This is a genomic window from Micromonospora sp. NBC_01405, from assembly GCF_045040155.1.
GTDB lineage: Bacteria > Actinomycetota > Actinomycetes > Mycobacteriales > Micromonosporaceae > Micromonospora.
On record NZ_CP109532.1, the window covers coordinates 6,480,055 to 6,505,622 of the forward strand.

25 protein-coding genes are annotated in these 25,568 nt (G+C 72.6%); 9 read left to right on the forward strand and 16 right to left on the reverse strand.

All coding sequences use genetic code 11. The annotated features are described in order from the left end of the window. Positions 1–14: 14 nt before the first annotated feature. The 7 genes from lnt to OG559_RS28035 form a co-directional block, all read right to left on the reverse strand. On the reverse strand, positions 15–1,574 hold the full coding sequence (gene lnt / locus OG559_RS28005) for an apolipoprotein N-acyltransferase (protein ID WP_405117027.1): 1,560 nt from the start codon (positions 1,572–1,574) through the stop codon (positions 15–17). A gap of 509 nt (positions 1,575–2,083) precedes the next feature. Then, positions 2,084–3,421 (reverse strand): glutamate mutase L, encoded by a 1,338-nt coding sequence (locus OG559_RS28010; RefSeq protein ID WP_405109164.1) that lies wholly within the window; start codon positions 3,419–3,421, stop codon positions 2,084–2,086. Continuing rightward, positions 3,418–3,810 (reverse strand): hotdog domain-containing protein, encoded by a 393-nt coding sequence (locus OG559_RS28015; protein ID WP_387024127.1) that lies wholly within the window; start codon positions 3,808–3,810, stop codon positions 3,418–3,420. The genes OG559_RS28010 and OG559_RS28015 overlap by 4 nt, the downstream gene beginning before the upstream one ends. Beyond that, on the reverse strand, positions 3,807–4,559 hold the full coding sequence (locus tag OG559_RS28020) for an OAM dimerization domain-containing protein (RefSeq protein WP_161692414.1): 753 nt from the start codon (positions 4,557–4,559) through the stop codon (positions 3,807–3,809). Before OG559_RS28020 ends, OG559_RS28015 begins: the two co-directional genes overlap by 4 nt. Beyond that, positions 4,556–6,115 carry a lysine 5,6-aminomutase subunit alpha gene (locus OG559_RS28025; protein ID WP_405117029.1) on the reverse strand — a complete coding sequence of 520 codons (1,560 nt, stop codon included), beginning with the start codon at positions 6,113–6,115 and terminating at the stop codon, positions 4,556–4,558. Before OG559_RS28025 ends, OG559_RS28020 begins: the two co-directional genes overlap by 4 nt. A 74-nt stretch (positions 6,116–6,189) precedes the next feature. After that, positions 6,190–7,776: an amidohydrolase gene (locus OG559_RS28030; protein ID WP_405109168.1), complete on the reverse strand. Its 1,587-nt coding sequence runs from the start codon at positions 7,774–7,776 to the stop codon at positions 6,190–6,192. 5 nt (positions 7,777–7,781) lie between these two features. Beyond that, positions 7,782–8,831, reverse strand: a complete 1,050-nt coding sequence (locus OG559_RS28035) for a zinc-binding alcohol dehydrogenase (RefSeq protein ID WP_405117031.1) — start codon at positions 8,829–8,831, stop codon at positions 7,782–7,784. 156 nt (positions 8,832–8,987) lie between these two features. Here OG559_RS28035 and OG559_RS28040 point away from each other — a divergent pair, with 156 nt between their 5' ends. Beyond that, positions 8,988–10,394 (forward strand): KamA family radical SAM protein, encoded by a 1,407-nt coding sequence (locus tag OG559_RS28040; protein ID WP_405109171.1) that lies wholly within the window; start codon positions 8,988–8,990, stop codon positions 10,392–10,394. 121 nt (positions 10,395–10,515) lie between these two features. On the opposite strand, the gene OG559_RS28045 is transcribed toward OG559_RS28040, so the two are convergent. Next, complete coding sequence (locus OG559_RS28045; protein WP_405109173.1) at positions 10,516–11,250, reverse strand: cation transporter; 735 nt, start codon at positions 11,248–11,250, stop codon at positions 10,516–10,518. Next, the gene (locus OG559_RS28050; RefSeq protein WP_405109176.1) at positions 11,250–11,579 is read right to left on the reverse strand and encodes an ArsR/SmtB family transcription factor; all 330 of its coding nucleotides are present in this window, start codon (positions 11,577–11,579) and stop codon (positions 11,250–11,252) included. Before OG559_RS28050 ends, OG559_RS28045 begins: the two co-directional genes overlap by 1 nt. Before the next feature lie 375 nt (positions 11,580–11,954). Between OG559_RS28050 and OG559_RS28055 the strand changes: the two genes are divergently transcribed. Both OG559_RS28055 and OG559_RS28060 read left to right on the forward strand, forming a co-directional pair. After that, positions 11,955–12,596, forward strand: coding sequence for a DsbA family protein (locus OG559_RS28055; protein ID WP_405117033.1), 642 nt, complete (start codon positions 11,955–11,957; stop codon positions 12,594–12,596). Between the two features lie 95 nt (positions 12,597–12,691). Then, complete coding sequence (locus tag OG559_RS28060) at positions 12,692–13,252, forward strand: vitamin K epoxide reductase family protein (protein WP_405117034.1); 561 nt, start codon at positions 12,692–12,694, stop codon at positions 13,250–13,252. Positions 13,253–13,366: 114 nt separating this feature from the next. Here OG559_RS28060 and OG559_RS28065 read toward each other — a convergent pair whose 3' ends face one another. Beyond that, positions 13,367–13,561 carry a CsbD family protein gene (locus tag OG559_RS28065; RefSeq protein ID WP_350889725.1) on the reverse strand — a complete coding sequence of 65 codons (195 nt, stop codon included), beginning with the start codon at positions 13,559–13,561 and terminating at the stop codon, positions 13,367–13,369. A gap of 175 nt (positions 13,562–13,736) precedes the next feature. On the opposite strand from OG559_RS28065, the gene OG559_RS28070 reads away from it, so the two are divergent. Next, complete coding sequence (locus tag OG559_RS28070; protein WP_405109179.1) at positions 13,737–14,345, forward strand: histidine phosphatase family protein; 609 nt, start codon at positions 13,737–13,739, stop codon at positions 14,343–14,345. Here the strand turns inward: OG559_RS28070 and OG559_RS28075 are convergent. Genes OG559_RS28075 through OG559_RS28090 form a run of 4 tightly spaced genes read right to left on the reverse strand, consistent with a single transcriptional unit; the run spans position 14,278 to position 17,319 of the window. Then, positions 14,278–14,781, reverse strand: a complete 504-nt coding sequence (locus OG559_RS28075) for an Lrp/AsnC family transcriptional regulator (protein ID WP_405109181.1) — start codon at positions 14,779–14,781, stop codon at positions 14,278–14,280. The two genes, OG559_RS28070 and OG559_RS28075, sit on opposite strands and share 68 nt — an antisense overlap. A gap of 58 nt (positions 14,782–14,839) precedes the next feature. Beyond that, positions 14,840–15,055 carry a DUF433 domain-containing protein gene (locus tag OG559_RS28080; protein WP_350889721.1) on the reverse strand — a complete coding sequence of 72 codons (216 nt, stop codon included), beginning with the start codon at positions 15,053–15,055 and terminating at the stop codon, positions 14,840–14,842. A 9-nt stretch (positions 15,056–15,064) separates the two neighbouring features. Then, entirely contained in the window at positions 15,065–16,207 is a 1,143-nt protein-coding gene (locus OG559_RS28085; RefSeq protein WP_405109184.1) for an acyl-CoA dehydrogenase family protein, read from the reverse strand. After that, on the reverse strand, positions 16,204–17,319 hold the full coding sequence (locus OG559_RS28090; protein WP_405109187.1) for a M24 family metallopeptidase: 1,116 nt from the start codon (positions 17,317–17,319) through the stop codon (positions 16,204–16,206). The genes OG559_RS28085 and OG559_RS28090 overlap by 4 nt, the downstream gene beginning before the upstream one ends. Before the next feature lie 222 nt (positions 17,320–17,541). On the opposite strand from OG559_RS28090, the gene OG559_RS28095 reads away from it, so the two are divergent. The 3 genes from OG559_RS28095 (at position 17,542) to OG559_RS28105 (ending at position 19,752) form a co-directional block, all read left to right on the forward strand. Next, on the forward strand, positions 17,542–18,291 hold the full coding sequence (locus OG559_RS28095) for a Clp protease N-terminal domain-containing protein (protein WP_405109190.1): 750 nt from the start codon (positions 17,542–17,544) through the stop codon (positions 18,289–18,291). Positions 18,292–18,554: 263 nt separating this feature from the next. After that, positions 18,555–18,782: a hypothetical protein gene (locus OG559_RS28100; RefSeq protein ID WP_405109193.1), complete on the forward strand. Its 228-nt coding sequence runs from the start codon at positions 18,555–18,557 to the stop codon at positions 18,780–18,782. A gap of 70 nt (positions 18,783–18,852) precedes the next feature. Then, positions 18,853–19,752, forward strand: a complete 900-nt coding sequence (locus OG559_RS28105) for a 5'-3' exonuclease H3TH domain-containing protein (RefSeq protein ID WP_405117037.1) — start codon at positions 18,853–18,855, stop codon at positions 19,750–19,752. Positions 19,753–19,804: 52 nt separating this feature from the next. Here the strand turns inward: OG559_RS28105 and OG559_RS28110 are convergent, their stop codons facing one another. Continuing rightward, positions 19,805–22,606: a DEAD/DEAH box helicase gene (locus OG559_RS28110; protein WP_405109196.1), complete on the reverse strand. Its 2,802-nt coding sequence runs from the start codon at positions 22,604–22,606 to the stop codon at positions 19,805–19,807. A 131-nt stretch (positions 22,607–22,737) separates the two neighbouring features. Here OG559_RS28110 and OG559_RS28115 point away from each other — a divergent pair, with 131 nt between their 5' ends. Further along, positions 22,738–23,463 (forward strand): HAD family hydrolase, encoded by a 726-nt coding sequence (locus OG559_RS28115; protein ID WP_405117040.1) that lies wholly within the window; start codon positions 22,738–22,740, stop codon positions 23,461–23,463. A gap of 64 nt (positions 23,464–23,527) precedes the next feature. Here OG559_RS28115 and OG559_RS28120 read toward each other — a convergent pair whose 3' ends face one another. Beyond that, positions 23,528–24,460 carry a diacylglycerol kinase gene (locus OG559_RS28120; RefSeq protein WP_405109199.1) on the reverse strand — a complete coding sequence of 311 codons (933 nt, stop codon included), beginning with the start codon at positions 24,458–24,460 and terminating at the stop codon, positions 23,528–23,530. A 320-nt stretch (positions 24,461–24,780) separates the two neighbouring features. Between OG559_RS28120 and OG559_RS28125 the strand changes: the two genes are divergently transcribed. Then, positions 24,781–25,494 (forward strand): tryptophan 2,3-dioxygenase family protein, encoded by a 714-nt coding sequence (locus OG559_RS28125; RefSeq protein WP_405109202.1) that lies wholly within the window; start codon positions 24,781–24,783, stop codon positions 25,492–25,494. Positions 25,495–25,568: the final 74 nt, after the last annotated feature.

Genomic DNA, 25,568 nt, shown 5'->3' on the forward strand with positions numbered 1-25,568 from the left:
ACGCCGACGTGTCGCTACCGGGCGACGGCCGACCGTCGGCGCCGCCACACCGCCCCGGCCAGGGCGGCCACCGCCGCAGCGGTCAGCGCCGCCTCCGGCCACACCCCGACCCGGGTGGCCAGGGTGCGCCCATCACCGAGGCGCAACTGGCGCAGCACCACGGCGCGGGTGTTGAACCCGGTGGCGTCGGATACCCGCCCATCCGGGGCCACGAACCCGGACACCCCGACCGTGGAGGCCATCAACGACGCGCGGCCGTGCTCCACCGCCCGCAGCCGCACCATCGCCAACTGCTGACGGGCCTCGGCGACGTCGAACGTGGCGTTGTTGGTCTGCACCACCAGCAGCTGCGCCCCACCGGTGACGGTGTCACGGACCAACCCGTCGTAGGCCACCTCGAAGCAGATCACGTCACCCAGGACCGCCGGACCGGCGTCGACCACCCCGGCGCGGTCACCGGGCACCATGTCGCTGCGAACCCGGTCGACCTCCTTGCTGACCATCCGCGCCACGTCCCGCAGCGGCACGTACTCGGCGAACGGCACCGGATGCCGCTTCGTGTACACCTGCTCCAGGTCCGGGCCGCTGCCCGGCCGCCACAGGATCCCCGCGTTGCGGCTCTGCCCCTCACCGGGACCCACCAGCACCGCCCCCACCAGGATCGGCGCCCGCACCGCATCGGCCGCCGCACTGATCCGCTGCCCCGCCGCCGGGCTACGCAGCGGGTCGACGTCGCTGGCGTTCTCCGGCCACACCACCAGATCCGGCTGCGCCCGCCGCCCCGCCGCGACCTCCGCCGCCAGGCCAAGGGTGGCCTGCACGTGGTTGTCCAACACCGCCTGCCGCTGCGCGTTGAAGTCCAGGCCCAGCCGGGGCACATTGCCCTGCACCACCGCCACGGTGACCGTGCCGCCGCCCCCGGCGACCCCCACCGGCACCAACAGCCCCACCGCGAGCACCCCGGCCGCACCCACCACCAGAGCCCCCGCCGTCCACCGCGACCGCGCCGCACCGCCCCGCCAGGGCCGCCACACCGCCGCCACCAGCAGACCACCGGCCACGGCGACGGCGAACGTCACCAGCGGCGCCCCACCCACCGCCGCCAACCGCAGCGCCGGGGACTCATCCTGGCTGAACGCCAACCGGCCCCACGGGAACCCCCCGAACGGGGCCCGCGACCGCAGCGCCTCCTGCCCCACCCACAGCACCCCGGTCAGCGCCGGCCACGACCACCGCCACCGGTCCACCAACGGCGACGCGTACGCCGCGGCCCCACCCAGCAACGCCACGTACCCGGCCTGCAACAACGACAACAACAGCCACGGCAGGTAACCCGTGTGCAGGTTCGTCCACGACAGCAGCGGGCCGAACAACGCCACGCCCGCCACGAAACCCAACCCCACACCGGCGCGCACCCGACGCCGATGCACCGCCGCGCCCAGCAACGCCACCCCCACCGGCGCGGCCGGCCACCACCCGTACGGGGGGAACGCCACCAGCATCGCCAACCCGGCGACCACCGCCAACGGCACCGCCACCCGCAACGGCAACGGCCCCCCGCGACCGGCCCGCACCCCGGCCGCGGGACCCGACGGGCTCTGCGCGACGACCGTCACCGGCACCTCACCTGCGATCACACCGCCGAAGGCTACCCGTCCCAGCGCCGCACCCGGCGCGGCACCGCCCCACCCGGGGCGGAAACGAAAATCGGGGCGCGGCAACTGCCGCGCCCCGATGCTCCCAGGCCCTTCCCGGCCGGTGGGGCGAGGATCAGGCACGCCGACCTTCGGACCGACCCGACGGGAAACTGGCTGCCCCCGCCTGGCCGTTGTCTACTGGCCGTGCACCTCACCCTGCCCGTACACCGGTAACCGCGGCCGGTTCGCGCCGCCCCGCCGACCCCCGCCCGCTGGACCTGGCCGCCGCGACCCGAAGGTCACTCGGCCAGCGGACGAAGGGACGAAGCGAACAACAGCCGCTTCCCGTAGTAGGACTCAAAGACGGTACGTGCTGCACCCCACGCCCTGTCAACCCACCACCGGCCAGTCGTGCCGTTCACCACGGCGTGTCGCGTCGGCGTGTCTCAATCCGCCCCGAAGTGCCGGCGCAGCAACGCCCCCGCCGCCACCGGATGATCCCCCGCCAGCAGCCCACCCGCGGCCAGCACATAGTCGACGTCCACCACCGGCCGGGCATCCCGCGGCACCGGCCACCCACCCGCGTGATCACCCAACACCGCCCCCAACACCGCCGCCGACACCACCGGCGCGACGTGACGCAGCACACCCCCCGACCCCACCAACAGCCGCACGTCCCGCAGATCCCGCCCCCCACGCTCCCCCGTCGCCCCACCCCGCGCATGCCGCCGCACCGCCACCGTCGCCGCCAACGCCGCGAACCGCGCATCCAACGCCCGCTCCGCGTCACCCGCCGGCAGGAACCCCGGATCCGCCGCCCGCACCCGCGCCGCCGCCGCCAACCCGGCCTCCTCGCCGCCGCCGACCAGCCGCTCCTCCACCGCCGCCCGCACCACCCCCGGGGCGCTCCACCGCATCCCCAGATCCCCCTCCACCGTCCGGGCCCGCCACAGCGTCCCCGCCACCTCCCGACCCGGACCGTCAGCCCGCTCGTCCGGCGTCAACACCGAATACACGTCCGTGGTCGCCCCACCCACGTCCACCACCACCAGATCACCACCGACCGCGTCGGCGAGGACCTCCACCCCCGTCAGCACCGCGTCCGGGGTGGCCGCCCGCACCAACCGGGAAAACCGCGGCCCCCGCGACAACCGCTTCCCACCGATGACGTGCCGCAAAAACACCTCCCGGATCGCCGCCCGCGCCGACACCGGCGCCAGCACCCCGATCCGCGGCAACACATTGTCCGCCACCGTCACCGGCACCCCCGCCGCCACCAGCAGCGCACCCAACCCGTCACGCACATCGACGTTGCCGGCCAACACCACCGGCACCCGCCACCGCGCCCGCGCCAGCCGGGTCGCGTTGTGCGTCAACACCTCCTCGTCACCGCCGTCGGTGCCCCCGACCAGCAACACCACGTCCGGACGGGCCCCCCGCAACGCCGTCAACCCCGCCGCACCCAACCGGCCGACGGCCACGTGCACCACGTTCGCCCCCGCCGACAACCCCACCCGCCGACCCGCCTGCGCCGTCACCAGCGGCTCGTAGCCGACCACCGCCAGCCGCAACCCACCACCGGCCGACGAACACACGTACCAGGGCGCGTCACCCACCGCGACGCCCACCGTCGCCGACGCCACCGCCGCGTCCAAGCCACGCAGCACATCACTGCCCACCGTCGTCGGCGCCGACCCCGCCGCCACCAACCGACCGGAGTCCAGGTCAACCACCGCGGCCTTCGTGTACGTCGACCCGACGTCGGCGCAGACCGCGACCCTCACGCCGACGCCGGCACGACCACCGTGCCCGTCGCCGTGACCGCCACCACCGCCGGATCCAACACCTCCGCCGCCGACTCCGACCGGTCAGGACGACCCCGACACACCACCCGCGCCTCGAAGTCGATCGTGCGGCTACGCGTCCCCACCCGGGTCACCGTCGCCGTCACCTCCAACACGTCCCCCGCCCGCATCGGCGCCCGGAACTGCACATCCGAATACGACGCGAACAAGCCCTCATCACCATCAGTACGGATACACACCTCCGTCGCCACATCACCGAACAACCCCAACGCGTACGCCCCGTCCACCAGGCTCCCCGCGTAATGCGCATGCGAATACGGCACATACCGCCGATGCGTCACCGTCAGACCGACCCGGGAATCACTCATGCCTTCGCCTTCTTACTCGTCACCAACGCGTGCACCAGATAGGAAGCCACCTCACCCGGCGTGGTGCCCCGCCCGAAGATCCGATCAACGCCCAACTCGCCCGTCATCGACTCGTCGAACCGCGGCCCACCCACAATCAACAACGGACGCCGGCCCGCCGGCATCGCCTCCCGGAACGCCGCCGACATCTCCCGCGTGTTGTGCAGATGCGCGTCCCGCTGCGTCACCACCTGCGACACCAACACCGCGTCGGCCCGCTCCACCCGCGCCGCCTCCACCAACTCCGGCACACTCACCTGAGCCCCCAGGTTCGACACCTTCAACTCCCGGTAGTACTCCAGACCCTTCTCCCCGGCGATGCCCTTCACATTCAGGATCGCGTCGATGCCCACCGTGTGCGCGTCCGTGCCGATACACGCCCCCACCACCGACAACTTCCGCCGCAACCGCTGCTTCACCAACGCGTTGACCTCCTTCGCCGACAACAGCGGAAAGTCCCGCTCCACCACCCGCACCGCAGCCAGATCCACCAGATGGTTCACCCGCCCATACACCACGAAGAACGTGAACCCGTCACTCATCGGCTTCGCGTGCACCAACATCGCCGGGTCGATGCCCATCCTGTTCGCCAACTGCACCGCCGCGCCCTCGGCCCGCTTGTCATGCGGCACCGGCAACGTGAACGACACCTGCACCATCCCGTCGCCGGTGGTGTCCCCGTACGGCCGGACGACCTGCTTCTCCGTCATGCCGACTGCTCCAGGATCTCCGTCGCCGGGTTGTAGTAGTCACCCTCGTGCGCCGCCACCCCCGACAGACCCTTACCCCGGTCCGCCGGCCGCTTCATGATCCCGAACGTGCCCTCGGCGATCGCCGTCAACAACGACTGCTCACCGATACGCTCCAACAGATCCAACGCCTCACCCAACACCCGATTCGCCCGCTGCTGAATGAACCCACCCGGCGCCGGCACGAAATCCTCGTGCAACCCACCCGCCGCACCCAGCACATACCGCACGTTCTGCAACGCGATGTCCCGATCCGACAACCACGGCGTCACCACCGCCTCCGTCATCATCCCCACCAGCAGGATCCCCTGCCCCGTCATCGCCCCCACCAGGTTGAAGAACCCGTCGAGCAGATTCCCCCGAAACACATCCCCCGTCATGTGCTTCGTCGGCGGCATCCACTTCAACGGCGCATCCGGGAACAACTCCCGCGCCAACAACGCATGCGCCAACTCCAACCGGAACGACTCCGGCACATCCGGGTTGATCTCGAACGCGTGCCCCAACCCCAACTGCCAGTCCGCCAACCCCGCCTCATGCGCGAAGTACTCGTTCAACAACTGCGACACCGTCACCGTGTGCGCCTCATCCACCGCATCCGCCGTGGTCAGATAATTGTCCTCACCCGTGTTGATGATGATCCCCGCCCGCGCGTGCACCTGCCGCGAGAACCGCTGGTCCACGAACGTCCGCACCGGGTTGATGTCGCGGAACAGAATCCCGTACATCGAATCGTTGAGCATCATGTCCAGACGCTCCAACCCGGCCAAGGTCGCCATCTCCGGCATGCACAACCCCGACGCGTAGTTCGTCAACCGCACATACCGACCCAACTCCCGCGACGACTCATCCAGAGCCGCCCGCATCAACCGGAAGTTCTCCTGCGTCGCATACGTCCCCGCGAACCCCTCCCGCGTCGCCCCCTCCGGCACATAGTCCAACAACGACTGCCCCGTCGACCGGATCACCGCGATCACATCCGCACCCGCCCGCGCCGCCGCCTGCGCCTGCGGAATGTCCTCGTAAATATCACCCGTCGCCACGATCAGATAGATCCACGGCCGCTGCACCGGATCCCCATGCCGCCTCACCAACCGATCCCGCTCCGCCCGCCGCCGGTCGATCTGCCGCACCCCCGCAGCCACCGCCCTACGCGCGGCCCGCCGCGCCGCCGTGGCCGACCTCCCCGCCGGCAGAGCGAACCGCACCGACCCCGCCGCCGCCTTCTGCGCCAACAACGTCACATCGGTGCTCTGCTCCCGCACCAAGGCGTCGAACACCGGCAACGCCACCCCATGACCCAACCCCACATCAGCGACAACCGCATCCACCAGACGATTCACCCACGGAATACCGTCCGGATCCGCACCCGTCACCCCCGCCAACCGCAGCACCGCCCGCTCCACCGACACCGTCGTATGGCTACGCGCCAGATCCACCACCGGCCGCCCCGCACGACGCGCCAACTCCCGCGCCCGCGCCACCAGCACCGGATCCAGGCCAAGCTTCCCCGTCACACCGCCCCCCAATACGCTCGACGACGACGCGACACGCGCCTGCACCACATCGATGGTTCGCTCGCTACGCTCGCTCACGCAGACCCTTCCTCATAGATCACCTCGCCACGCAGCACCGTGCGCCGACACACCGGCAACGGCGTCACATCCTCCGCCCCCCGCGCCTCCGGATCCGACGCCTGCAACACCGGCAGACCCCGATCCACCCCCGCCGGCGTCGCCCACACCGCAAACGTCGCCGCCGCCCCCAACGCCAACACACCCTCACCATCGCGGTGCACCGCCCGCCACCCACCCCGGGTATGCGCCGCGAACGCCGCCCGCACACTCATCCGCTGCACCGGGTTGTGATGCGCCACCGCCGCCCGCACCGACCCCCACGGATCCAGCGGCGTCACCGGCGAATCCGACCCGAACGCCAACGCCACCCCGACCGAATGCATCGCACCCACCGGATTCGACTCCAACGACCGACCCAACCCCAACCGCGACTCATACATCCGACCCGCCCCACCCCACAACCGGTCGAACGCCGGCTGCACACTCGCCACAACCCCGAACTCCACAAACCCCGCGATCAACCGCCTACTCATGATCTCCGCATGCTCCACCCGGTGCCGCGCCGCCCGCACCCGATCCACACCCAAGCTCTCCGCCGCCCCCGCGAACCCCTCCAACACCGTCGAAATCGCCGCATCCCCGATCGCGTGGAACCCGCCCTGCATGCCGTGCGCCGCACAGTCCAACAAATGATCACGCACCTGCTCCGCGCCCACATACCCGTGCCCACACGCCCCCGGCTCACCATCCAGGTACACCCCCGACACGTGCGCCGTCCGCGACCCCAACGCCCCGTCCGCAAACAGATCCCCACCCGCGCCCACCGCACCCAACTCCCGCGCCCGCGCCGCACCACCCAACTCACCCCAGTACCCGTACACCTCCGGCAACCCCACACCCGACAACGCCAACAACCCCGTGAAGTCCTCCTCGCCGGAGATCTCCGGCCCACCACACTCGTGCACCGCCGCGATCCCCAACGACGCCGCATGCGCCAACGCCACCCGCTGCGCCGCCACCCGCTGCTCCCGACTCACCGACGCCAGCGCCGCCGCCCGCACCACATGGTGCGCGTCCCGCCGCAACCACCCCGACGCGTCGAACCCCGACGCCCCGGCCGCCTCCGGACACGACACCAGCATCGCCTCCGACACCAACGCCGAATGAATCGACGCCTGCGACAGATACACCCGCCGCCCCCCAGCAGCCCGCCCCAACCCGGCCGCACCAGGCAGCGTCTTGTCCACCCAACCCGACTCGTCCCAGCCGTGCCCCAGCACCACCGCATCCGCCGGCAGACCCGCCGCGAACCCGGCCACGGCGTCCAACAACCCACCCGCCGACCGCACCCCCGACAGGTCCAGCCCCGACAACGCCAACCCCGTGTCCGTGGCGTGCACGTGCGCGTCCACGAACGCCGGCGTCACCAACGCCCCGCCCAGATCCACCACCCGGTCCGCCGCCGGCGCGTCCGCGTCGACCCCCAACCAGGCGATCCGCCCGTCCCGCACCAGCAACGCCGTGGCACCCGGATCCGCCGGACAATGCAGCACGCCACCGCGGTACAACGTCACCGGGCGCGTCGTCGAGGGGTTCGTCATGACTCTCAGTCTGCCGCCAACCGCGCCTCGAAGAGACCACGCACCCCCGGCTCGGACCGCAACAACCCCAACGCCAGCTCCGCATGCCCCGGCACGTACCCGTTGCCCACCAGCATCGTCACGTCCGCAGCCAGCCCCTCCGCGCCCAACGCGGCGGCGGCGAAACTCGTCGCCATCGAGAAGAAGATCACTGTCCCGCCGTCCGCCGTGGCCAACACCGCACCGTGCTCACAACCCGGCACGTCCACGCACACCACCGTCACGTCCGCCGGCACCCCCAGCGCCGTCGTCACCGCCGTCGACAACGCCACCGGATCCCGCGCGTCGGCCAACGCCACCTCCGTGGCCAGACCCGCCGCCACCAGGGCGTCCCGCTCCGCCGCCACCGGCACCACCCCGACCGTACGACCCGCGCCCGCCCGACGCGCCGCCGCCAACGACAGCGACCCGCTCTTGCCCGCCCCACCGATCACCGCCACGCTCACCGGCTTCGGATCGCCCTCCGACTCCCGCCGCCGCACATGCTCGTGGACCACCCGCGCGGTCAGCGCCGGCGCCCCGCACACGTCCAGCACGGCAAGGGACAACTCCGGGTGCAGATCCGCCGGCAGCACCGCCGCGATCGACCGGGCGAACAGGATCGCGTACCCGTCGCACGGCACCTGCTCGCTGCGGCCGTCCCAGCGGGCCAGCCCGTCGGTGATCGTCAGCGGGGTCAGCGTCAGCGACACCAGCGTCGCCACCCGGTCGCCAGCCTTCAGCCCCAACGGGGAACGCCGCCCCGCCGCGTCGACCGTGCCGATCAGCATGCCACCCGACCCGGTCACCGGGTTCTGCATCTTGCCCCGGGTGGAGACGATCTCCAGGACCTCGGCGCGGACCTTCTCCCCGTCCCCGCCGTGTTTCTCCCACAACTGCCGGAAACTCGCCGCGTCCAGGTTCAGCCGCTCCACCCTGATCCGCACCTCGTTCGGCGCGATCGTCGCACTGGCGTCCAGCCGCCATGCCGCCTGCGGCAGCACCCCCGCCGGTTCGACAACGCGGTGCAGACCCACCGGTGACGTCACGCCGACCTCCCCCTGTCCAACCGCCCGAAGCCCTGGCCAGGACTCGCGTCGCGGGAAAACTTACGGCAGACTAATTTCTTCACCGGATATTTTCCAGTAGCCTACGGCCTGCTGATCATCCGCACCACGCACCGAGGAGGGGCCGTGACCCAGACCCAACCGGTTGAGACCATCCCTCAACCCCGTCACGCCCCGGTCGCCGTACCGACCGCCGGGCAGCCGTACGAATACCGCCGCAGCCCCCTGGTCGAACCCGACTGGACCCGCTTCCCCGGCTGGCGCCACGTCACCCGCGAGCAGTGGGAGAACGCACAGTGGCAGCGCGTCAACTGCGTCAAGAACATCAAGCAGCTCCGCACCGTCCTCGGCGACACCGTCGACGAGTCCTTCTACGCCGACCTCGAGGCCGACCAGAAGGCCCTGGCCACCATGTCCATGCTGGTGCCCCCACAAATGATCAACACCATGGTCCCGTTCGCGCCGATGACCACCGAGGCGCTCCTCGCCGACCCGATCCGGCGCTACATGCTCCCCGTGGCGTCCGACCGGCGCACCGACTGGCCCTCCCACCCCTACGCCAGCCGCGACTCCCTGCACGAACACGACATGTGGGTCGCCGAGGGCCTCACCCACCGCTACCCCACCAAAGTCCTCGCCGAACTGCTCTCCACCTGCCCCCAGTACTGCGGGCACTGCACCCGGATGGACCTCGTCGGCAACTCCACCCCCGCCGTCGACAAACTCAAGCTCACCCTCAAGCCCGTCGACCGGTACGACGCCCACATCGCCTACCTCAAGGCCCACACCGGCGTCCGTGACGTCGTCGTCTCCGGCGGCGACGTGGCCAACGTGCCGTGGCGCAACCTCGAGTCGTACCTGATGCGGCTGCTCGAACTGGACACCGTCCGCGACATCCGGCTCGCCACCAAGGCCCTCATGGGCCTGCCCCAGCACTGGCTCCAGCCCGACGTCGTCGAGGGCCTGGAACGGGTCGCCCGCACCGCCGCCCGCCGCGGCGTCAACCTGGCCATCCACACCCACGTCAACCACGCCCAGTCGATCACCCCGCTGGTCGCCCGGGCCGCCCAGACCGCCCTCGACGTCGGCGTGCGGGACGTACGCAACCAGGGCGTGCTCATGCGCGGCGTCAACGCCACCGCCCCCGACCTGCTCGACCTCTGTTTCGCGCTCCAGGGTGAGGCCGGCATCCTGCCGTACTACTTCTACATGTGCGACATGATCCCCAACGCCGAGCACTGGCGGGTCCCCGTCTGGCACGCCCAGCAGCTCCAGCACGACATCATGGGCTACCTGCCCGGCTACGCCACCCCGCGGATCGTCTGCGACGTCCCGTTCGTCGGCAAGCGCTGGGTGCACATGCTCACCGAGTACGACCGCGAGCGCGGCATCTCGTACTGGACGAAGAACTACCGCACCTCCATCGAGTCGGCCGACCTGGAGGCGCTCAACAAGCGCTACGCCTACTACGACCCGATCGACACGCTCCCCGCCTCCGGCCAGCAGTGGTGGCGCGAGCACCACAACGACTGACCTTCGGCCCGCAGTTCGCCCAGCCAGCCCCGGCTAATGCCGGGGCTGGCTGGTTTTCGGATCAGGTGGGGCGGGACTCCGCCGCTAAGGCGTCCTAGGACACTAGTTGTCATGCGGAAGATCACTTGCTGTCCGCGGCGCAGCAGGAGCATCCCGGCTGGCACCCGCACGCATCGCCGGGTGCGTCGGTCTGCTGGGGGGCGGTCAGTGACACGGCGCAGCAGGTGTCGCCCCGCCACGCCTCCCGCCCTTCCTTCACCGCGACCACGGCGATGACCAGTGCGGCGATCGGGTCGGCCCACGACCAGCCGAAAAGGCTGTTCACGGCCAGCCCGACCAGCACCACCGCGGACAGGTAGGTGCACAGCAGGGTCTGCTTGGAGTCGGCCACGGCTGATCGCGAGCCGAGTTCGCGGCCGGCGCGACGTTGCCCGTAGGACAGCACCGGCATGACCAGCAGCGACAGCGCGGCCAGGGCGAGGCCGATGCTGGAGTGGTCGGCCTCGGTGCCGCCGATCAACGCCTGCGTCGAATCGACGGTGACGTAGGCCGCCAGGGCGAAGAACGACACCGCGATGATGCGCAGCGCGACCTTCTCGCGGGCCTCGGGATCGCGGCCGGCGAACTGCCACGCCACCGCGGCCGCCGACGCTACCTCGATGATCGAGTCCAGGCCGAAGCCGATCAACGCGGTCGACGAGGCGATCCTTCCGGCGGTGATCGCCACGACGGCCTCGATCACGTTGTAGGTGATCGTCGCGGCCACGAACCAGCGCACCCGACGGGCCAGCACCGCCCGCCGCGCCGGCGTCGGCGTCGGCCCCGCCGGGGCCAGTTGGATCACCGGCAGGCTCATCAGCAGCAGCCCTTCTCCCCGGAATCCGGGCACGCGGCCGGGTCGACCGCGAGGACGAGCCCGAGAAGGTCACCCAGCGCGTGAGCCATCCGCGCGTCGGCGAGCTCGTAGCGGGTGCGCCGGCCTTCGGGCACTGCCACCACCAGGCCGCACCCGCGCAGGCAGGCCAGGTGATTGGACAGGTTCTGCCGGGTTGTGCCCAGCAGCTCGGCCAGCTCCGCCGGATAGCCCGGCCCGTCGCGCAGCGCCAGCAGTAGCCGCGCCCGCGTCGGATCCGACAGGGCGTGACCGAAGCGGGCCAACACCTGCCCGTGCGTCAATGTCTCCACCCCACGACAGTACACCGGATAATGTACTGACGGCGAACATCCCACCCCGGGGCAGCTCAGGCGCCTCGTCGTCCCTCCACAGCAAAGACTCAGGATTCATCCAGCAATGAATAAAGCCGGAGCTGTATCCTCGCGGACGGGTCATGGACGGGACGCGCTCACGCGCGCTGGACAACAGGTGAGGGTGTCATGCCGGCGAACAACGCCAAGGCGCGCAAGCGCACCGCCAAGGGCACCACAGCGGGAGCGGCGCGGCCCGCCGGTTCCCCGGCGGCCGGCAGCACCCGTGCGGCGCAGGCCAAGCCGGGTGCGATAGCCGCCGCGAGCGGCAAGGCCAACGCCGGCAAGGCCGCGCACCAGGTCCGCAGGACCGGCATGAGCACCAACCTGAAGGTCACCCTCGGCGTGCTGGCCGCCGCCCTGGCCGTGCTCATCGGCATCGTCGTGGTCAACCGGGACAGCACGCCCACCACGGTGGCGTCTGAGGCGCTCGTGCGCCCCGACAGCCACCGCCTGTCCACTGCCGCGGACGGCAAGACCACCGTGGTGGAGTTCCTCGACTTCGAGTGCGAGTCGTGCCTGGCCGCCTACCCCGGTGTGGAGAAGCTGCGCGCCGAGTACGGCGATCGGATCACCTACGTGGTGCGCTACTTCCCGATCGCCAGCCACCCCAACGCCTTCAACGCCGCGCACGCCGCCGAGGCCGCCGCCCGGCAGGGCAAGTTCGAGCAGATGTACAAGAAGCTGTTCGACGGCCAGAACGCCTGGGGGCACAACCAGCAGTCGCAGGCCGCCGTCTTCGAGGGCTACGCGCGGGAGCTGGGCCTCGACATGGCCACGTTCAAGGCCGATGTGGCCAGTGCCGATGTCGACGCCCGGGTCAAGGCCGACGCCACCGACGGCGAGAGCCTCGGCGTGCAGGGCACCCCGACGTTCTTCATCAACGGCGAGAGGTACACCGGCTCGCCCACCTACGCCGGTCTGAAAGCCTCGATCGACACATCCCTCGCCTCGTGAACCCGGCCCAGGCCCACGGCGTCAACCAGGAGACCGAACCGGTCCCCCACCCGGACGCCGACGCTGCCGCGCCTCGGGTCCTCAGCGACGGACTGATGGGCTGGATCCTGACCATCGGCGGCCTGGTCGGCGCCCTCGCGGCGTTCGTGCTCACCGTCGAGAAGATCGCCCTGCTGAAGAACCCCGCCTACGTGCCCAGCTGTTCCATCAACCCGATCCTGTCCTGCGGATCGATCATGACCACCGGCCAGGCCGAGGTGTTCGGGTTTCCCAACCCGCTCATCGGCCTGGCCGCCTTCCCCGTCGTCGCCGCCACCGGCATCGCCGTGCTCGCCCGGCTCCAGCTGCCCCGCTGGTGGTGGCTCGGCATGCAGGCCGGCACCCTGTTCGGTGTCGCGTTCGTGCACTGGCTGTTCTTCCAGAGCCTGTACCGCATCGGCGCGCTCTGCCCGTACTGCATGATCGTGTGGGTCGTCATGATCGTGCTGTTCAGCTACACCACCCTCTACAACCTGCAGGACGGCCGACTGCCCGCCCCCCGCCGCATCACAGCCGCCGCACTACGCGTACACAGCGCCATTCCGACCCTCTGGCTGCTGGCCTTCACCGTGTTGATCGGCGTGCGGTTCTGGACCTACTGGCGCACCCTCATCTGACCGTCGCTGACCAACGCGGTCCCGCACCGCCAAAGCGCCCCCGCTCCGAAGGCATCCCCGGACATGAAGAAGGCGGGCCCGGAGGGGATTCCCTCCGGGCCCGCCGTGGTCAGGTCACTTCGTGAACGCGTCCCGCACGTCCCGGCCGGCGTCCTTGACATGTTCGCCCGCCTGCCGGGCCCGCGCGTCGCTCTGTTCGGTGGCGCCCTCGGCCCGCATCCGCTCGTTGTCGGTGGCCTCGCCGATCCGCTCCTTGGCGGCGCCGGTCAGCTCCTGGGCCTTGTTCTTCGCCTTGTCGGTGAAGCTCATCTCAGACTCCCTCTGCTCCGGCGGTTCCGGGGCCGTGCGGCCTCCTGTCGTCAGGCATGCCCGGTCGGTGCGGGCGGGAAACCTCCTTCGGTGCGGGCTGACACACGCCGCGCAGGGCATCCTAGGAGGCTAGGTGAAGTGGGGAGGCGGCGGACGGGCCTGGTTGACTGGTCGGATGGGAGAGATCATGCTCATCCGCCACGGCGAGACCGAGTGGAGCGCCAACGGCCGGCACACCTCGTACACCGACCTGGACCTCACGGCCGACGGCGAGCGGCAGGCCCGCGCGCTCCGAGCGCTCCTCGCCGGCCGGCGGTTCACCCGGGTGCTGTCCAGCCCGCGCACCCGGGCGCTGCGCACCGCGCAGCTGGCCGGGCTGACCGTCGACGACACCGACACCGACATGGCCGAGTGGCACTACGGCGAGTACGAGGGGCGGACCACCGCCGACATCCAGAGCGATCGCCCGGCCTGGAACATCTGGACCGACGGCTTCCCCGGCGGAGAGTCCCCCGCCGAGGTCGGCCGGCGGCTCGACCGGGTGCTCGATCGGACCGCTCCCCTGCTCGAGCACGGCGACGTCGCCCTGGTCGGCCATGGACACAGCCTGCGGGTGCTCGGCGCCCGGTGGATCGGGCTGCCGCCGGCCGCAGGAGGGCGACTACGGCTGGACACCGCCACGGTCAGCGTGCTCGGCCACGAACACGGGCGGCGGGTCATCCAGCGGTGGAACCAGTCGACTCCCCCGCCGCCCGGGGCCGACGCGGCGGCGGGTCGGCACTGATCTTCGGCGGCCGGTTCTCGTACGGGGTGGACAGGACGACGGTGGTGCGGGTGGTGACGTTCGCCGCCGTGCGGATCTCCTGGAGCACCCGCTCCAGGTCCGCCGGGCTGGCCACCCGCACCAGCAGCAGGTAGAAGTCCTCCCCCGCCACCGAGTAGCAGGAGTCGATCTCCGGCAGGTGGGCCAGCCGCTCCGGGGCGTCGTCCGGCTGTGACGGGTCGAACGGCCGGATCGCCACGAAGGCCGTCAGCGGCAGGTCCAGCGCCTCGAAGGACACCCGGGCGGCGTACCCCTTGATCACCCCGCGCTGCTCCAGCCGGCGGACCCGCTGGTGCACCGCGGACACCGACAGGCCGACCTTCTCCGCCAGAACCGTGTACGACAGCCGCCCGTCGGCGGTCAGCGCCGCGACGATGGCCCGGTCGATCTCCTCCACGGCGTGCAACCTACCCGTAATCGCGCTCACCCGCGACGAGAGGCCGGCCGGGGCACGCTCAGCGTGCCGCCCGGTCGCGCACCGCATCCGCCGCGTAGTGCAGCACCTCGGCCATGTCCTCCTCGTCCAGGAACGGCAGGTCGGTGAGAATGTCCGTGGCACTCATCCCGTCGGCCATCATGGCCAGGACCGTGGCGACCGGCACCCGGGACTGGCGCACGCAGGGCGCGCCGCCCATGACGTCGGGGTCGACGGTGATCCGCTCGAAGACCATCGGGCCAGGCTAGCCCCTGGCCAGGTCGCGGGAGATGACCAGCCGCTGGATCTGGTTGGTGCCCTCCACGATCTGGAGCACCTTGGCCTCCCGCAGGTACCGCTCGACCGGGTGGTCGACCACGTAACCGGCGCCGCCGAGCACCTGCACCGCGTCGGTGGTCACCCGCATCGCCATGTCGCTGGCGAACAGCTTCGCCTTCGCCGCCTCGATCGAGTACGGCCGGCCGGCGTCGCGCAGCCGGGCCGCGTGCAGCGTGAGGGCGCGGGCGGCGGAGATCTGGGTGGCCGCGTCGGCCAGCATGAACCCGAGGCCCTGGAAGTCGACGATCGCCCGGCCGAACTGCTGCCGCTCGCGGGCGTAGCCGACCGCGTAGTCGAGGGCCGCCTGGGCCAGGCCCACGGCGCACGCGGCGATGCCGAGCCGGCCGGAGTCCAGGGCTGACATGGCGATGGTGAAGCCGGCCCCCTCCCCGCCGATCAGCCGGCCGGCGGGGACGCGGGCATCGTCGAAGGCGATCTGGGCCACCGGGGACGAGTGCAGGCCCATGGTCCGCTCGGGGGCCTGGGGGATGATGCCGGGGGTGTCGCGGTCGGCGAGCAGGCAGGAGATGCCCTTCGGGCCGGGACCGCCGGTGCGGCAGAAGATGTTGTAGAAGTCCGCGACCCGGGCGTGGGTGATCCACGCCTTCGTGCCGGTCACCACGTACGCGTCGCCGTCGCGGGTGGCGCGGGTGGTCAGCGCCGCCGCGTCCGAGCCGCCCTGGGGCTCCGACAGGCAGTACGCGCCGAGCAGCTCGCCGCCGATCATGTCGGGCAGCAGCTTGCGCTGGGCGTCGGTGCCGAACTGGGCGACCGGGTAGCAGGACAGGGTGTGCACGCTGACCGCCTCGGCGGCGGCGAGCCACCGGCTGGCGAGGATCTCCAGCACCTGGAGGTAGACCTCGTACGGCTGGGCGGCGCCGCCGTGCTCCTCGGGGTACGGCAGGCCGAGCAGGCCCGCGCGGCCGAGGGTGCGCAGCACCTCCCGGGGGAACTCGGCACGCTGCTCGAATCCGGCGGCCCGGGGCGCGAGTTCCCGGTCGGCGAGTTCGGTGGCCAGGTCGAGCAGGTCGTGGGCCTCGTCGGTGGGCAGGATCCGGTCGACAGTCATAGCGCGATGAGCTCCGTGGGGGTGGTGTTGAGCCGGGCCACGCCGTCCGTCGTGCAGACGACGATGTCCTCGATGCGGGCGCCGTGCCGGCCCGCGAGGTAGATGCCCGGCTCGACGGAGAACGCCATGCCGGGTTCCAGCGGCCGGGGGTTGCCGGCGACCACGTACGGGTCCTCGTGGCCGTCCAGGCCGATGCCGTGGCCGGTGCGGTGCAGGAACGCCGGGCCGTACCCGGCGGCGGTGATCAGGTCGCGGGCGGCGGCGTCGACGGCCTCGGCGGTGACACCGGGGCGGACGGCGGCGACGGCGGCGGCCTGGGCGGCGTGCAGGACGGCGTAGTAGTCGGTGAACTCGGCCGGGGGCGGGCCGCCGGCGACGTACGTGCGGGTGCAGTCGGAGCGGTAGCCCGACGGCATGGTGCCGCCGATGTCGACCACCACGGGCTCCCCGGCGCCGATCGGCCGGTCGGAGGTGCCGTGGTGCGGGCTGGCGCCGTTGGGGCCGGCGGCGACGATGACGAAGTCGACGGTGACGTGGCCGGCGGCGCGGATCGCGGCGGCGATGTCGCCGGCGACCTCGGCCTCGGTGCGGCCGGGGCGCAGCCACCGGTCCATCCGCAGGTGCACGGCGTCGATGGCGGCGCCGGCCTCGGCCAGCGCGGCGACCTCGGCCGGGGACTTACGGATGCGCAGCTCGCGCAGCACCTCACCGGCGAGGCGCTGCGCCGTGCCGGGCAGCAGGGCCCGCAGGGCGAGGACCTGCTCGGCCCACATCCGGTCGGCCAGGCCGACGGCCGCGACCGGCCCGTCGAGGGCGGCGGACACCAGGGGGTACGGGTCGGCGCCGTCGGGATGGTCGACGATCCGCACGCCGGTGGCCGGGGCGGGGGACGCCTCGGCGGCGGGACGTTCCAGGGTGGGCACGATCAGCGTCGGCTCGCCCCGGGCGGGCAGCACCAGGCAGGTCAGGCGCTCCCCCGCGTGGGCGTCGTAGCCGGTGAGGTAGCGCAGGTCCGAGCCGGGGGTGAGCAGCAGCGCGTCGAGGCCGGCCGCGGCGGTGGCGTCGCGCGCGGCGGCCAGCCGCCCGGCGGGGTACAGCTCGTCGGTTCCCACGCGCTCAGCTTAACGGTCGTTTGGTAACCGCCGGACACCCGGTTCGGTCGGCGGCCGGGCCAGGCCGGGACGGCCGCACCCGCACCGGCGCGGCGGCGGGCCACGGGGCCGGGCACCCGCTTGCCACAGGGGTGAATCGTGGGGAGGCAAATGCTTGTGAAGATACCCCCGGCGGGGGTATAACTACTGCATAACCCCTTGATAACCCCAACGGAGGCGGCAGTGCCGAAGATCAATGTCTACCTGCCCGACGACCTGGCCGGCGCGGTGCGCGACAGCGGCGTCCCGGTGTCCGCGATCTGTCAGCGCGCCCTGGAACAGGCGGTCCGCCAGGTCACCGCCATCCGGCAGGTCGCGCTCGCGGGCCTGGAGGCCGACGACCTGGCCGAGCGACTGCCGAGGTTCACCGCCCGCGCCCGCACCGTCGTCAAGCTGGCCATCGCCCGGGCCCGGGTGGCCGACGCGGCGTCGGTGGGCACCGGCGACTTGCTGGCCGGCATGCTCGCCGAGGGCGAGAACCTGGCGCTGCACGTACTCCAGGCGATGGAGATCGATCCCGCCCTGGTCCAGCGCGACCTGGACCGCCGCCCGGCCAACGCGGCAGAGGCGACCGACGCCCCGTCCTCGATCCACTTCAGTCGCACCGCCGCCTCGGCGCTGGAGATCACGGCGACCGAGGCGATCGCGATGGGGCACAACTACGTCGGCTGCGAGCACCTGCTGGTGGGCCTGGCCGCCGAGCCCGACGGCACCGCCGGGCAGGTGCTGCGGACGCTGGGCGCCGAGCCCCGGCTGGTGCGCCGGGCCGTGACGGCGGCCCTCGCCGGCTACATGTACCTGCGCGCCCAGGCCCCCGCCGCCGGCGGCGGGACCGACCCGACGCAGGCGCTGGTCGCCGCGGTGCATCAGCAGCTGCAGCCGCTCGTCGCCCGCGTCGAGACGCTGGAGCGCCGCCTCGACGCACCCCGATGACGCCAGACGCCCCCGCGAGACGGAGCAGACCTGTGGCACCACGCGTGTTGCTGCTGGCCACCAAGGGCACCAGGTCGCGCTGATGGTCGCCCTCGGCGCGGGCAACGTCGAGGGCATCCGCGACTGGTTCGACCGGTGGTGACCGGCGCGCCGGCCGGTGGGCTCCGGGCGAAGCCGCCCGGAGCGGGTCGCCGCCTGGCTAGCCTGGAGCTGCGCCGGCACCACTGCGGCGGGCGGCGACGGGCGGAAGGCGGGCGGCGCGGGTGGCGGACGACGGGCGGGAACGCGGGGCGCGGCGGCGACGCGGGCTGCTCTGGGCCGGCATCCTCGCGGTGGCCGGGTTGGCGCTGCTCGCCGTCGGGCTGACCATCGCCGACGGCGCGGTGGCGTGGCTGGAGGCGGTCGTCGCGATCGTCCTGCTGGTGGCGAGCTACGCGGTGCAGCGGCTGGCCCGGCGGGAGGCGCTCTACCGGCACGACGAGCCGGGCTGACCGCCGCGCCGCCGCCTGATCGTCGGACCGCTGTGCCAGGCTGTCGGGCGTGGCACACCGACCCCCGATCATGCTGATCGACGCCCCCAGTCTCTACTTCCGGGCCTACTTCGGCATCCCCGAGTCCGCGGCGAAGGCCCAGGACGGCACCCCGGTCAACGCCGTACGCGGCTTCCTCGACATGCTCGCCACGCTGATCCGCACCCGCCGTCCCGACCGGATGGTCTGCGCGATGGACCACGACTGGCGGCCGGACTGGCGGGTGGCGCTGCTGCCGTCGTACAAGGCGCACCGGCTGGCACCGGAGGGCGGCGAGGTGGTGCCGGACACCCTCACCCCGCAGGTGCCGGTGATCCTTGACGTGCTGGCGGCGATCGGCATCACCACCGTCGGCGCCGCCGGCTACGAGGCCGACGACGTGCTGGGCACGTTGTCGGTGACCCAGCCGGCCCCGGTGGAGGTGGTCTCCGGCGACCGGGACCTGTTCCAGCTCATCGACGACGAGCGCGGGGTGCGGCTGCTCTACGTGGGGCGTGGCGTGGCGAAGCTGGAGGACTGCGACGACGCGGCGGTGCGGTCCCGCTACGGGGTGCCGGCCAACCGGTACGCCGACTTCGCGGCCCTGCGCGGCGACCCGAGCGACGGACTGCCCGGGGTGCCGGGCGTCGGGGAGAAGACCGCCGCCCGGCTGATCGACCGGTACGGCGACCTCGACGGCATCGTCGCCGCCCTCGACGACCCCGACTCCGGATTCGCCTCCGGCCTGCGGGCCAAGCTCGACGCCGCCCGGGACTACCTGGCCGTCGCGCCCAAGGTGGTGCGGGTCGCGCTGGACGTGCCGCTGCCGGAGCTGCCGACCGCGCTGCCGCCGTCGCCGGTGGCCCCCGACCGGCTGCTGGAGCTGGCCGAGCGGTGGAACCTCGCCGGGTCCTGCCGCCGACTCGTCGACGCCCTGGCCGCCCAGGGCTGACCCACCGGTGCGGCCGGCCGGGCCACGGCCCCGCCGGCCCCACCGGTGATGATCAGGCGGTGGCGTGGTAGGCCAGGACACCCCGGTTCACCGCGGCGATCGCCTGTCGGGCGGTGGCCCGCAGCTCGGTGGACGCCCCGCCGGAGTCGGCGAGCTGGCCGAGCAGGTCGACCACCTGCCGGGCCCAGCGGACGAAGTCCCCGGCCGGCATCTCGCCGTCGATCTCGTGGCCGCTGGCCAGCACCTTCGCCAGCGCCTCGCCCCGCGCCCAGCGGTAGACCGGCCAGGCGAAGCCGAGGTCCGGCTCGCGGGTGACCGTGAGGCCCCGGGCGGCCTCGTCGGCCTCGATCTCCCCCCACAGCTTCAGCGTCTCCTCGACGGCATCGGCGACCGGCCCACGGGGCAACGACGCCCGCTCGTCGACGTCCCGGCGGGCCTCGAAGACCACCACCGAGACCGCGGCGGCCAGCTCCGACGGCGACAGGCCGTCCCAGACGCCCCGGCGCAGACACTCGGCGACCAGCAGGTCGGCCTCGGTCCAGATCCGGCCGAGCATCCGACCGGCGTCGGTGACCGCGCCGTCGACGGACAGATAGCCGCGCGCGGTGAGCAGCGCGACGATCCGGTCGAACGTGCGGGCCAGCGAGCCGGTGCGACCGGCCACCCGCTGGCGCAGCTCCTCGGTGTCGCGCTCCAGCCGGCGGCGGCGCTCGGCCCAGCGGGCGTGCTCCTCCCGGTCCGGGCAGTCGTGGCAGGGGTGCCGGCGCAGCTCGGAGCGGAGCTGGCTGATCGCGTGGTCCTCGCCGGCGCCCTGCCGGGACCGGCCGCCACGGCGACCGCCGTGCCGGTCCAGCCCGATGCCGCTGACCTCGGCGGCGAGGTCTCGGCGGGCCCCCGGGGAACGGTGGTTGAAATGCTTGGGTACCCGGATGCGGGCAAGCACCTCGGCCGGGGTGGTGAAGTCGCCGGGGCCGACCCGGCCGGCCCAGCGGTCCTGGGTGAGCACCAGCGGGCGGGGCTCGCCGAACCCGCCGGTGGCCGGGTCGAGCACCACCGCGAGGCCGGCGCGCCGGCCGGACGGCACCCGGATCACGTCGCCGACGCGCAGCCGCTCCAGCGACTCCACCGCCGCGGCCTTGCGCTGCTGCTGGCCCTGTCGGGCCACGGCGCGTTCCCGGTCGGCGATGGCCACCCGCAGGGCGAAGTACTCGTCGAAGTCGCCGTGGTGGCAGCCGGCCTCCACGCCGTACGCGTCGATGGTCTCGGTGTTGCGCTGCACCTGGCGGGCCAGGCCGACCACCGACCGGTCCGCCTGGAACTGGGCGAACGAGGACTCCAGCAGCACCCGGGCCGGCTCCGCGCCGACCGAGCCGACGAGATTGACGGACATGTTGTAGGACGGGCGGAAGCTGGAGCGCAGCGGGTAGGTGCGGGTGGAGGCCAGGCCGGCGACGTGCCGGGGGTCGGTCTCCGGGGACCAGACGACGACCGCGTGCCCCTCCACGTCGATGCCCCGGCGGCCGGCCCGGCCGGTGAGCTGGGTGTACTCCCCCGGGGTGAGGTCGACGTGCGCCTCGCCGTTGTACTTGACCAGGCGCTCCAGCACGACGCAGCGGGCCGGCATGTTGATGCCCAGGGCGAGCGTCTCGGTGGCGAAGACCGCCTTGACCAGGCCCCGGACGAACAGCTCCTCGACGATCTCCTTGAACACCGGAAGCATGCCGGCGTGGTGGGAGGCCAGCCCGCGCTCCAGACCGTCGAGCCACTCCCAGTAGCCCAGGACCGTCAGGTCCTCCCCGGGAATGGCGGTGACCCGGCTCTCGACGACCCGGCGGATCTCGGTGCGTTCCTCGGGTGAGGTCAGCCGCAGGCCGGCGGCGAGGCACTGCTGCACGGCAGCGGCGCAGCCGGCGCGGCTGAAGAGGAACAGGATCGCCGGGAGCAGCCCCTCCCGGTCGAGCCGGTCGACGATGTCGGGGCGCAGCGGGCCGCGCCAGCGGGGGCCGCGCCGCCCAGCGCCGGGGCCTGCGCTGCGCCCCTCGCCGAGCTCCAGCCGGCGCATCGTGTCGCGGGTGTAGCGCAGCAGCTCCGGGTGCACATCGTGCTTGCGGGCGGCGTCGGCGTCGTGGAACAGGTCGAACATCCGCTTGCCGACCAGCATGTGCTGCCACAGCGGCACCGGTCGGTGCTCGCTGACCACCACCGTCGTCTCGCCGCGCACGGTGACCAGCCAGTCGGCGAACTCCTCGGCGTTGGAGACGGTCGCGGACAGTGAGACCAGAGTGACCGAGGCGGGCAGGTGGATGATCACCTCCTCCCACACGCCGCCGCGGAACCGGTCGGCGAGGTAGTGCACCTCGTCCATGACCACGTAGGCCAGGCCATCGAGGGTGGCCGAGCCGGCGTAGAGCATGTTGCGCAGCACCTCGGTGGTCATCACCACCACCGGGGCGTCCCCGTTGATGGCGTTGTCGCCGGTGAGCAGGCCGACCTGCTCGACCCCGTAGCGGTCCACCAGGTCGTGGTACTTCTGGTTGGACAGCGCCTTGATCGGGGTGGTGTAGAAGCACTTGCGCCGGGTGGGCGCCGCGTCGGCGCCGTCGGCGCCCCCCGGCTGGGCGGGGCCGCCGCGCAGGGCCAGGTGTACGGCGAACTCGCCGACCACCGTCTTGCCGGCGCCGGTGGGGGCGCAGACCAACACCCCGCTGCCCCGTTCCAAAGCCTGACACGCCTCCCGTTGGAAGTCGTCGAGATCGAACCCCAGGTCAGGGGCGAACTCGTCCAGCGCCGGAAACTGTGAGGCCTGCGCGGCCCGGCGGCGGGCCGCGGCGTACCGCTCGGCGGGACTCGACATGTCGTCAAGATTAATGCGTGCGTCGCGGGACCACCTGTCAAGGCCGTCCGACATCGGCGTCCGGGGCGGTCGGTAGGGTGCACGGCGTGCCGGACCATGCCGAACCGCCCCGCCCGACCCCGCCGCGCGGCATCGACGCCGCCGCCAGCGCCCAGGCGTCCCGCCGGCCCGTGGAGGCGGTGCTGTTCGACTTCCACGGCACCCTCGCCCAGGTGGAGGAGCCGCACGACTGGGTGCAGGCCGCTGCGGCGGCCTGCGGGGCGACCCTGGAGCGGGCCCGGGCCACCGGCCTGGCCGACCGGCTGCTCACGGCCGGCCGGGCGGGCGGGCCGCTGCCTGCCCGGGTGCCGCCGGCGCTGGCCGAACTGTGGGCCGACCGGGACCTCTACCCGCACGCCCACCGGGGCGCGTACACGGGGCTGGCGGCGACCGTGGACGCCGGGATCGACGGGCTGGCCGACGCGCTCTACGACCGGGTGCTGGTGCCCGAGGGCTGGGTGCCGTACCCGGACACCGCGCCGACCCTGGCGGCACTGCGGGAGGCCGGGGTGAAGGTGGCGGTGGTCAGCAACATCGGCTTCGACATCCGGCCGTTCTTCGCCGCCTGGGGGCTCGACGGGCTGATCGACGCGTACGCCCTGTCGTACGAGGTGGGGCGCTGCAAGCCGGACCCGGGGATCTTCTGGCGGGCCTGCGGGATGCTCGGGGTGGACCCGGAACGGGCGCTGATGGTGGGCGACACCGCGGCCGACGCCGGGGCGGTGCGGGCCGGCTGCGCGGCGCTGGTGCTGCCCGAGGCCGAGCCGGGCCGACCCAATGGGCTGGGTTCGGTGCTCGGGCTGGCCCTGCCGACCTGACCCCGCCCGGGGGCCGGTGACAGCGCGGGGTGTCCGGTCGGCGGGGCCACCGGCTCGCCCCTGGTCACCGCAGCAGCCGGACCGCGCCCGGCACGGCGGTGACGGTCACCGGCAGGTCAAGGGCGCGCTCCCCGTCGGCGTACGTGGTGATGCCCTCGGCGGCCAGTTCCACCGTCCGGGCCCGGTGGCTGCTCACCAGCGGATGCTGGACGTGGGTGCCCCGGTAGATGCGCGGCTTCACCCGGATCAGGGTGCGCCGGTCGAACCGGCCGCCGACCACCACGTCGAGCAGCCCGTCGGTCGGGTTCGCGTCCGGGCAGATCCGCATCCCGCCGCCGTAGCTGGCGCAGTTGCCGACCGCGACCAGCACCGCGTCGACCTGCAACGGCTCGCCGTCGAGGCGCAGCGTGTACCGGCGGGGGCGTAGCCGGGCCAGCTCGACCAGGATCGCCAGGTCGTACCGGCGGGGGCCGCGCGGGTGGCGCATCCGGTTGGCCCGCTCGTTGACGATCGCGTCGAACCCGGCGGCGAGCACCGCCCCGTACCAGCGGGGCGGGCCGTCCGGCCGGGTCATCCGGGCCAGGTCGACCGGGCTGGTCCGGCCGGCCCGCAGGGCGTCGGCGATCGCATCCGCGGCGGCGAGCGGGTCGGTGGGGAAGCCGGTGTCGGCGGCGAAGTCGTTGCCGGTGCCGGCCGGCACCACCCCGAACGGCACGGTCGTCGCGGCGACCGCCTGCAGTCCCCGGTGCACGGTCCCGTCCCCGCCCACCGTCACCAGCGCGGCGATCCCGTCGGCCAGCGCCGCGTGGCACGCCCGTTCCGCCTGGTCGGCCGTGTACGCCTCCAGCAGGCGCACCGGCCGGCCCGCCCGGGCCAACCGCTCCAGCAGGCCGGGCAGCAGTCCCCGGTGCCGCCCGCGGCCGGCCGTCGGGTTGGCGAGCACGGCGACGGGGCCCTCGGGGTGCGGGCCGGGGGCGGTGCGGTCGACAGCGGTCACGGCGAGCACCGTACCGCCGGGCGGGCACCGCGATCATCTTCCTGCCTGCCCGGAATCCGCGCCGGCTCTCCGGCGCCGGTGCGGATTCCGGGCCTGGCCCCATCGGCCGGACGCGCCAGGGATTGACTGCGATGGATTACTGTGCTAAACGACGCGGTAATTGCCATGAAAACAGCGGAGACGGACCCATTGGTGACGCTGCGGGACGGTCTGCCACCAGGGCGTGACACATTGCCATTCGCCGTTCAATAATGGCTGCCGTCGATCAGCCTCGGGTCGAGTGCGGGGGGCACCGACACCGATCGAAGGGAAACTATTCCGTGAAGCGGGACCATTCACCCGTGCTGCCGGGCGACGGCGCCACCGACTACGCGCGTTACATGCGCACGGACGCGCTGCTGGAGCTCCAGCGCCCCCCGGAGCAGATGATCCACCGCGACGAACTGCTCTTCCAGGTGGTGCACCAGTCAACCGAGCTGTGGCTGAAGCTGGCGGGGGCCGAGCTGGCCGAGGCGGGCGCCCGGGTGGCCGCCGACGAGCCTGCGGCGGCGGAGCCGCTGCTGGCCAGGGCGACGCTCGGGGTCCGGCTGGTCACCGACCAGCTGGAGATGTTCCGGCACTTGCCCCCGGCAGCCTTCCAGGCGATGCAACCGGCGCTCGGCACCGGATCCGGCGCCGAGTCGCCCGGCTGGCGCGGGGTGCAGGCCGGGAGCAGGAAGCTCGACCGGGCCTTCACCGACCACCTCGCACGGCGCGGGACCGACCTGTCGAGGCTGCTCCGGGGGGACCCGACGGACCCGGCGCACCGGCTGGCCGAGGCCATGGTCGAGTGGGACGAGCGGGTCGCGTTCTGGCGGGTGCGGCACTACCAGGCCGCGATCCGGGTCGGCGGCCACGGCGTCGCCGGCACCGAGGGCAGCCCGGCCAACATGCTCGCCAGGCTGATCGACCACCGGTTCTTCCCGGAACTGTGGCAGGCACGCGTCGCCCCCGCCACGCCGGCCGAGGGCATTTCCCACCCGGAGCGGCCCTGAAGAATCCTGCCGGACCGAAATTCGCCGAAACGTCACCGTCCGTGTTTCACATAATTGTAATGTCGAGGTGCGGT

What these genes read in the sequence shown, in the direction of transcription:
- OG559_RS28015 (WP_387024127.1), bottom strand. Translation starts at nt 3,810, where the DNA reads ATGAGTGATTCCCGGGTCGGTCTGACGGTGACGCATCGGCGGTATGTG.
- OG559_RS28020 (WP_161692414.1), bottom strand. Translation starts at nt 4,559, where the DNA reads ATGACGGAGAAGCAGGTCGTCCGGCCGTACGGGGACACCACCGGCGAC.
- OG559_RS28030 (WP_405109168.1), bottom strand. Translation starts at nt 7,776, where the DNA reads ATGACGAACCCCTCGACGACGCGCCCGGTGACGTTGTACCGCGGTGGC.
- OG559_RS28045 (WP_405109173.1), bottom strand. Translation starts at nt 11,250, where the DNA reads ATGAGCCTGCCGGTGATCCAACTGGCCCCGGCGGGGCCGACGCCGACG.
- OG559_RS28055 (WP_405117033.1), top strand. Translation starts at nt 11,955, where the DNA reads ATGAGCACCAACCTGAAGGTCACCCTCGGCGTGCTGGCCGCCGCCCTG.
- OG559_RS28060 (WP_405117034.1), top strand. Translation starts at nt 12,692, where the DNA reads ATGGGCTGGATCCTGACCATCGGCGGCCTGGTCGGCGCCCTCGCGGCG.
- OG559_RS28065 (WP_350889725.1), bottom strand. Translation starts at nt 13,561, where the DNA reads ATGAGCTTCACCGACAAGGCGAAGAACAAGGCCCAGGAGCTGACCGGC.
- OG559_RS28070 (WP_405109179.1), top strand. Translation starts at nt 13,737, where the DNA reads ATGGGAGAGATCATGCTCATCCGCCACGGCGAGACCGAGTGGAGCGCC.
- OG559_RS28080 (WP_350889721.1), bottom strand. Translation starts at nt 15,055, where the DNA reads ATGGTCTTCGAGCGGATCACCGTCGACCCCGACGTCATGGGCGGCGCG.
- OG559_RS28085 (WP_405109184.1), bottom strand. Translation starts at nt 16,207, where the DNA reads ATGACTGTCGACCGGATCCTGCCCACCGACGAGGCCCACGACCTGCTC.
- OG559_RS28105 (WP_405117037.1), top strand. Translation starts at nt 18,853, where the DNA reads ATGCTGATCGACGCCCCCAGTCTCTACTTCCGGGCCTACTTCGGCATC.
- OG559_RS28110 (WP_405109196.1), bottom strand. Translation starts at nt 22,606, where the DNA reads ATGTCGAGTCCCGCCGAGCGGTACGCCGCGGCCCGCCGCCGGGCCGCG.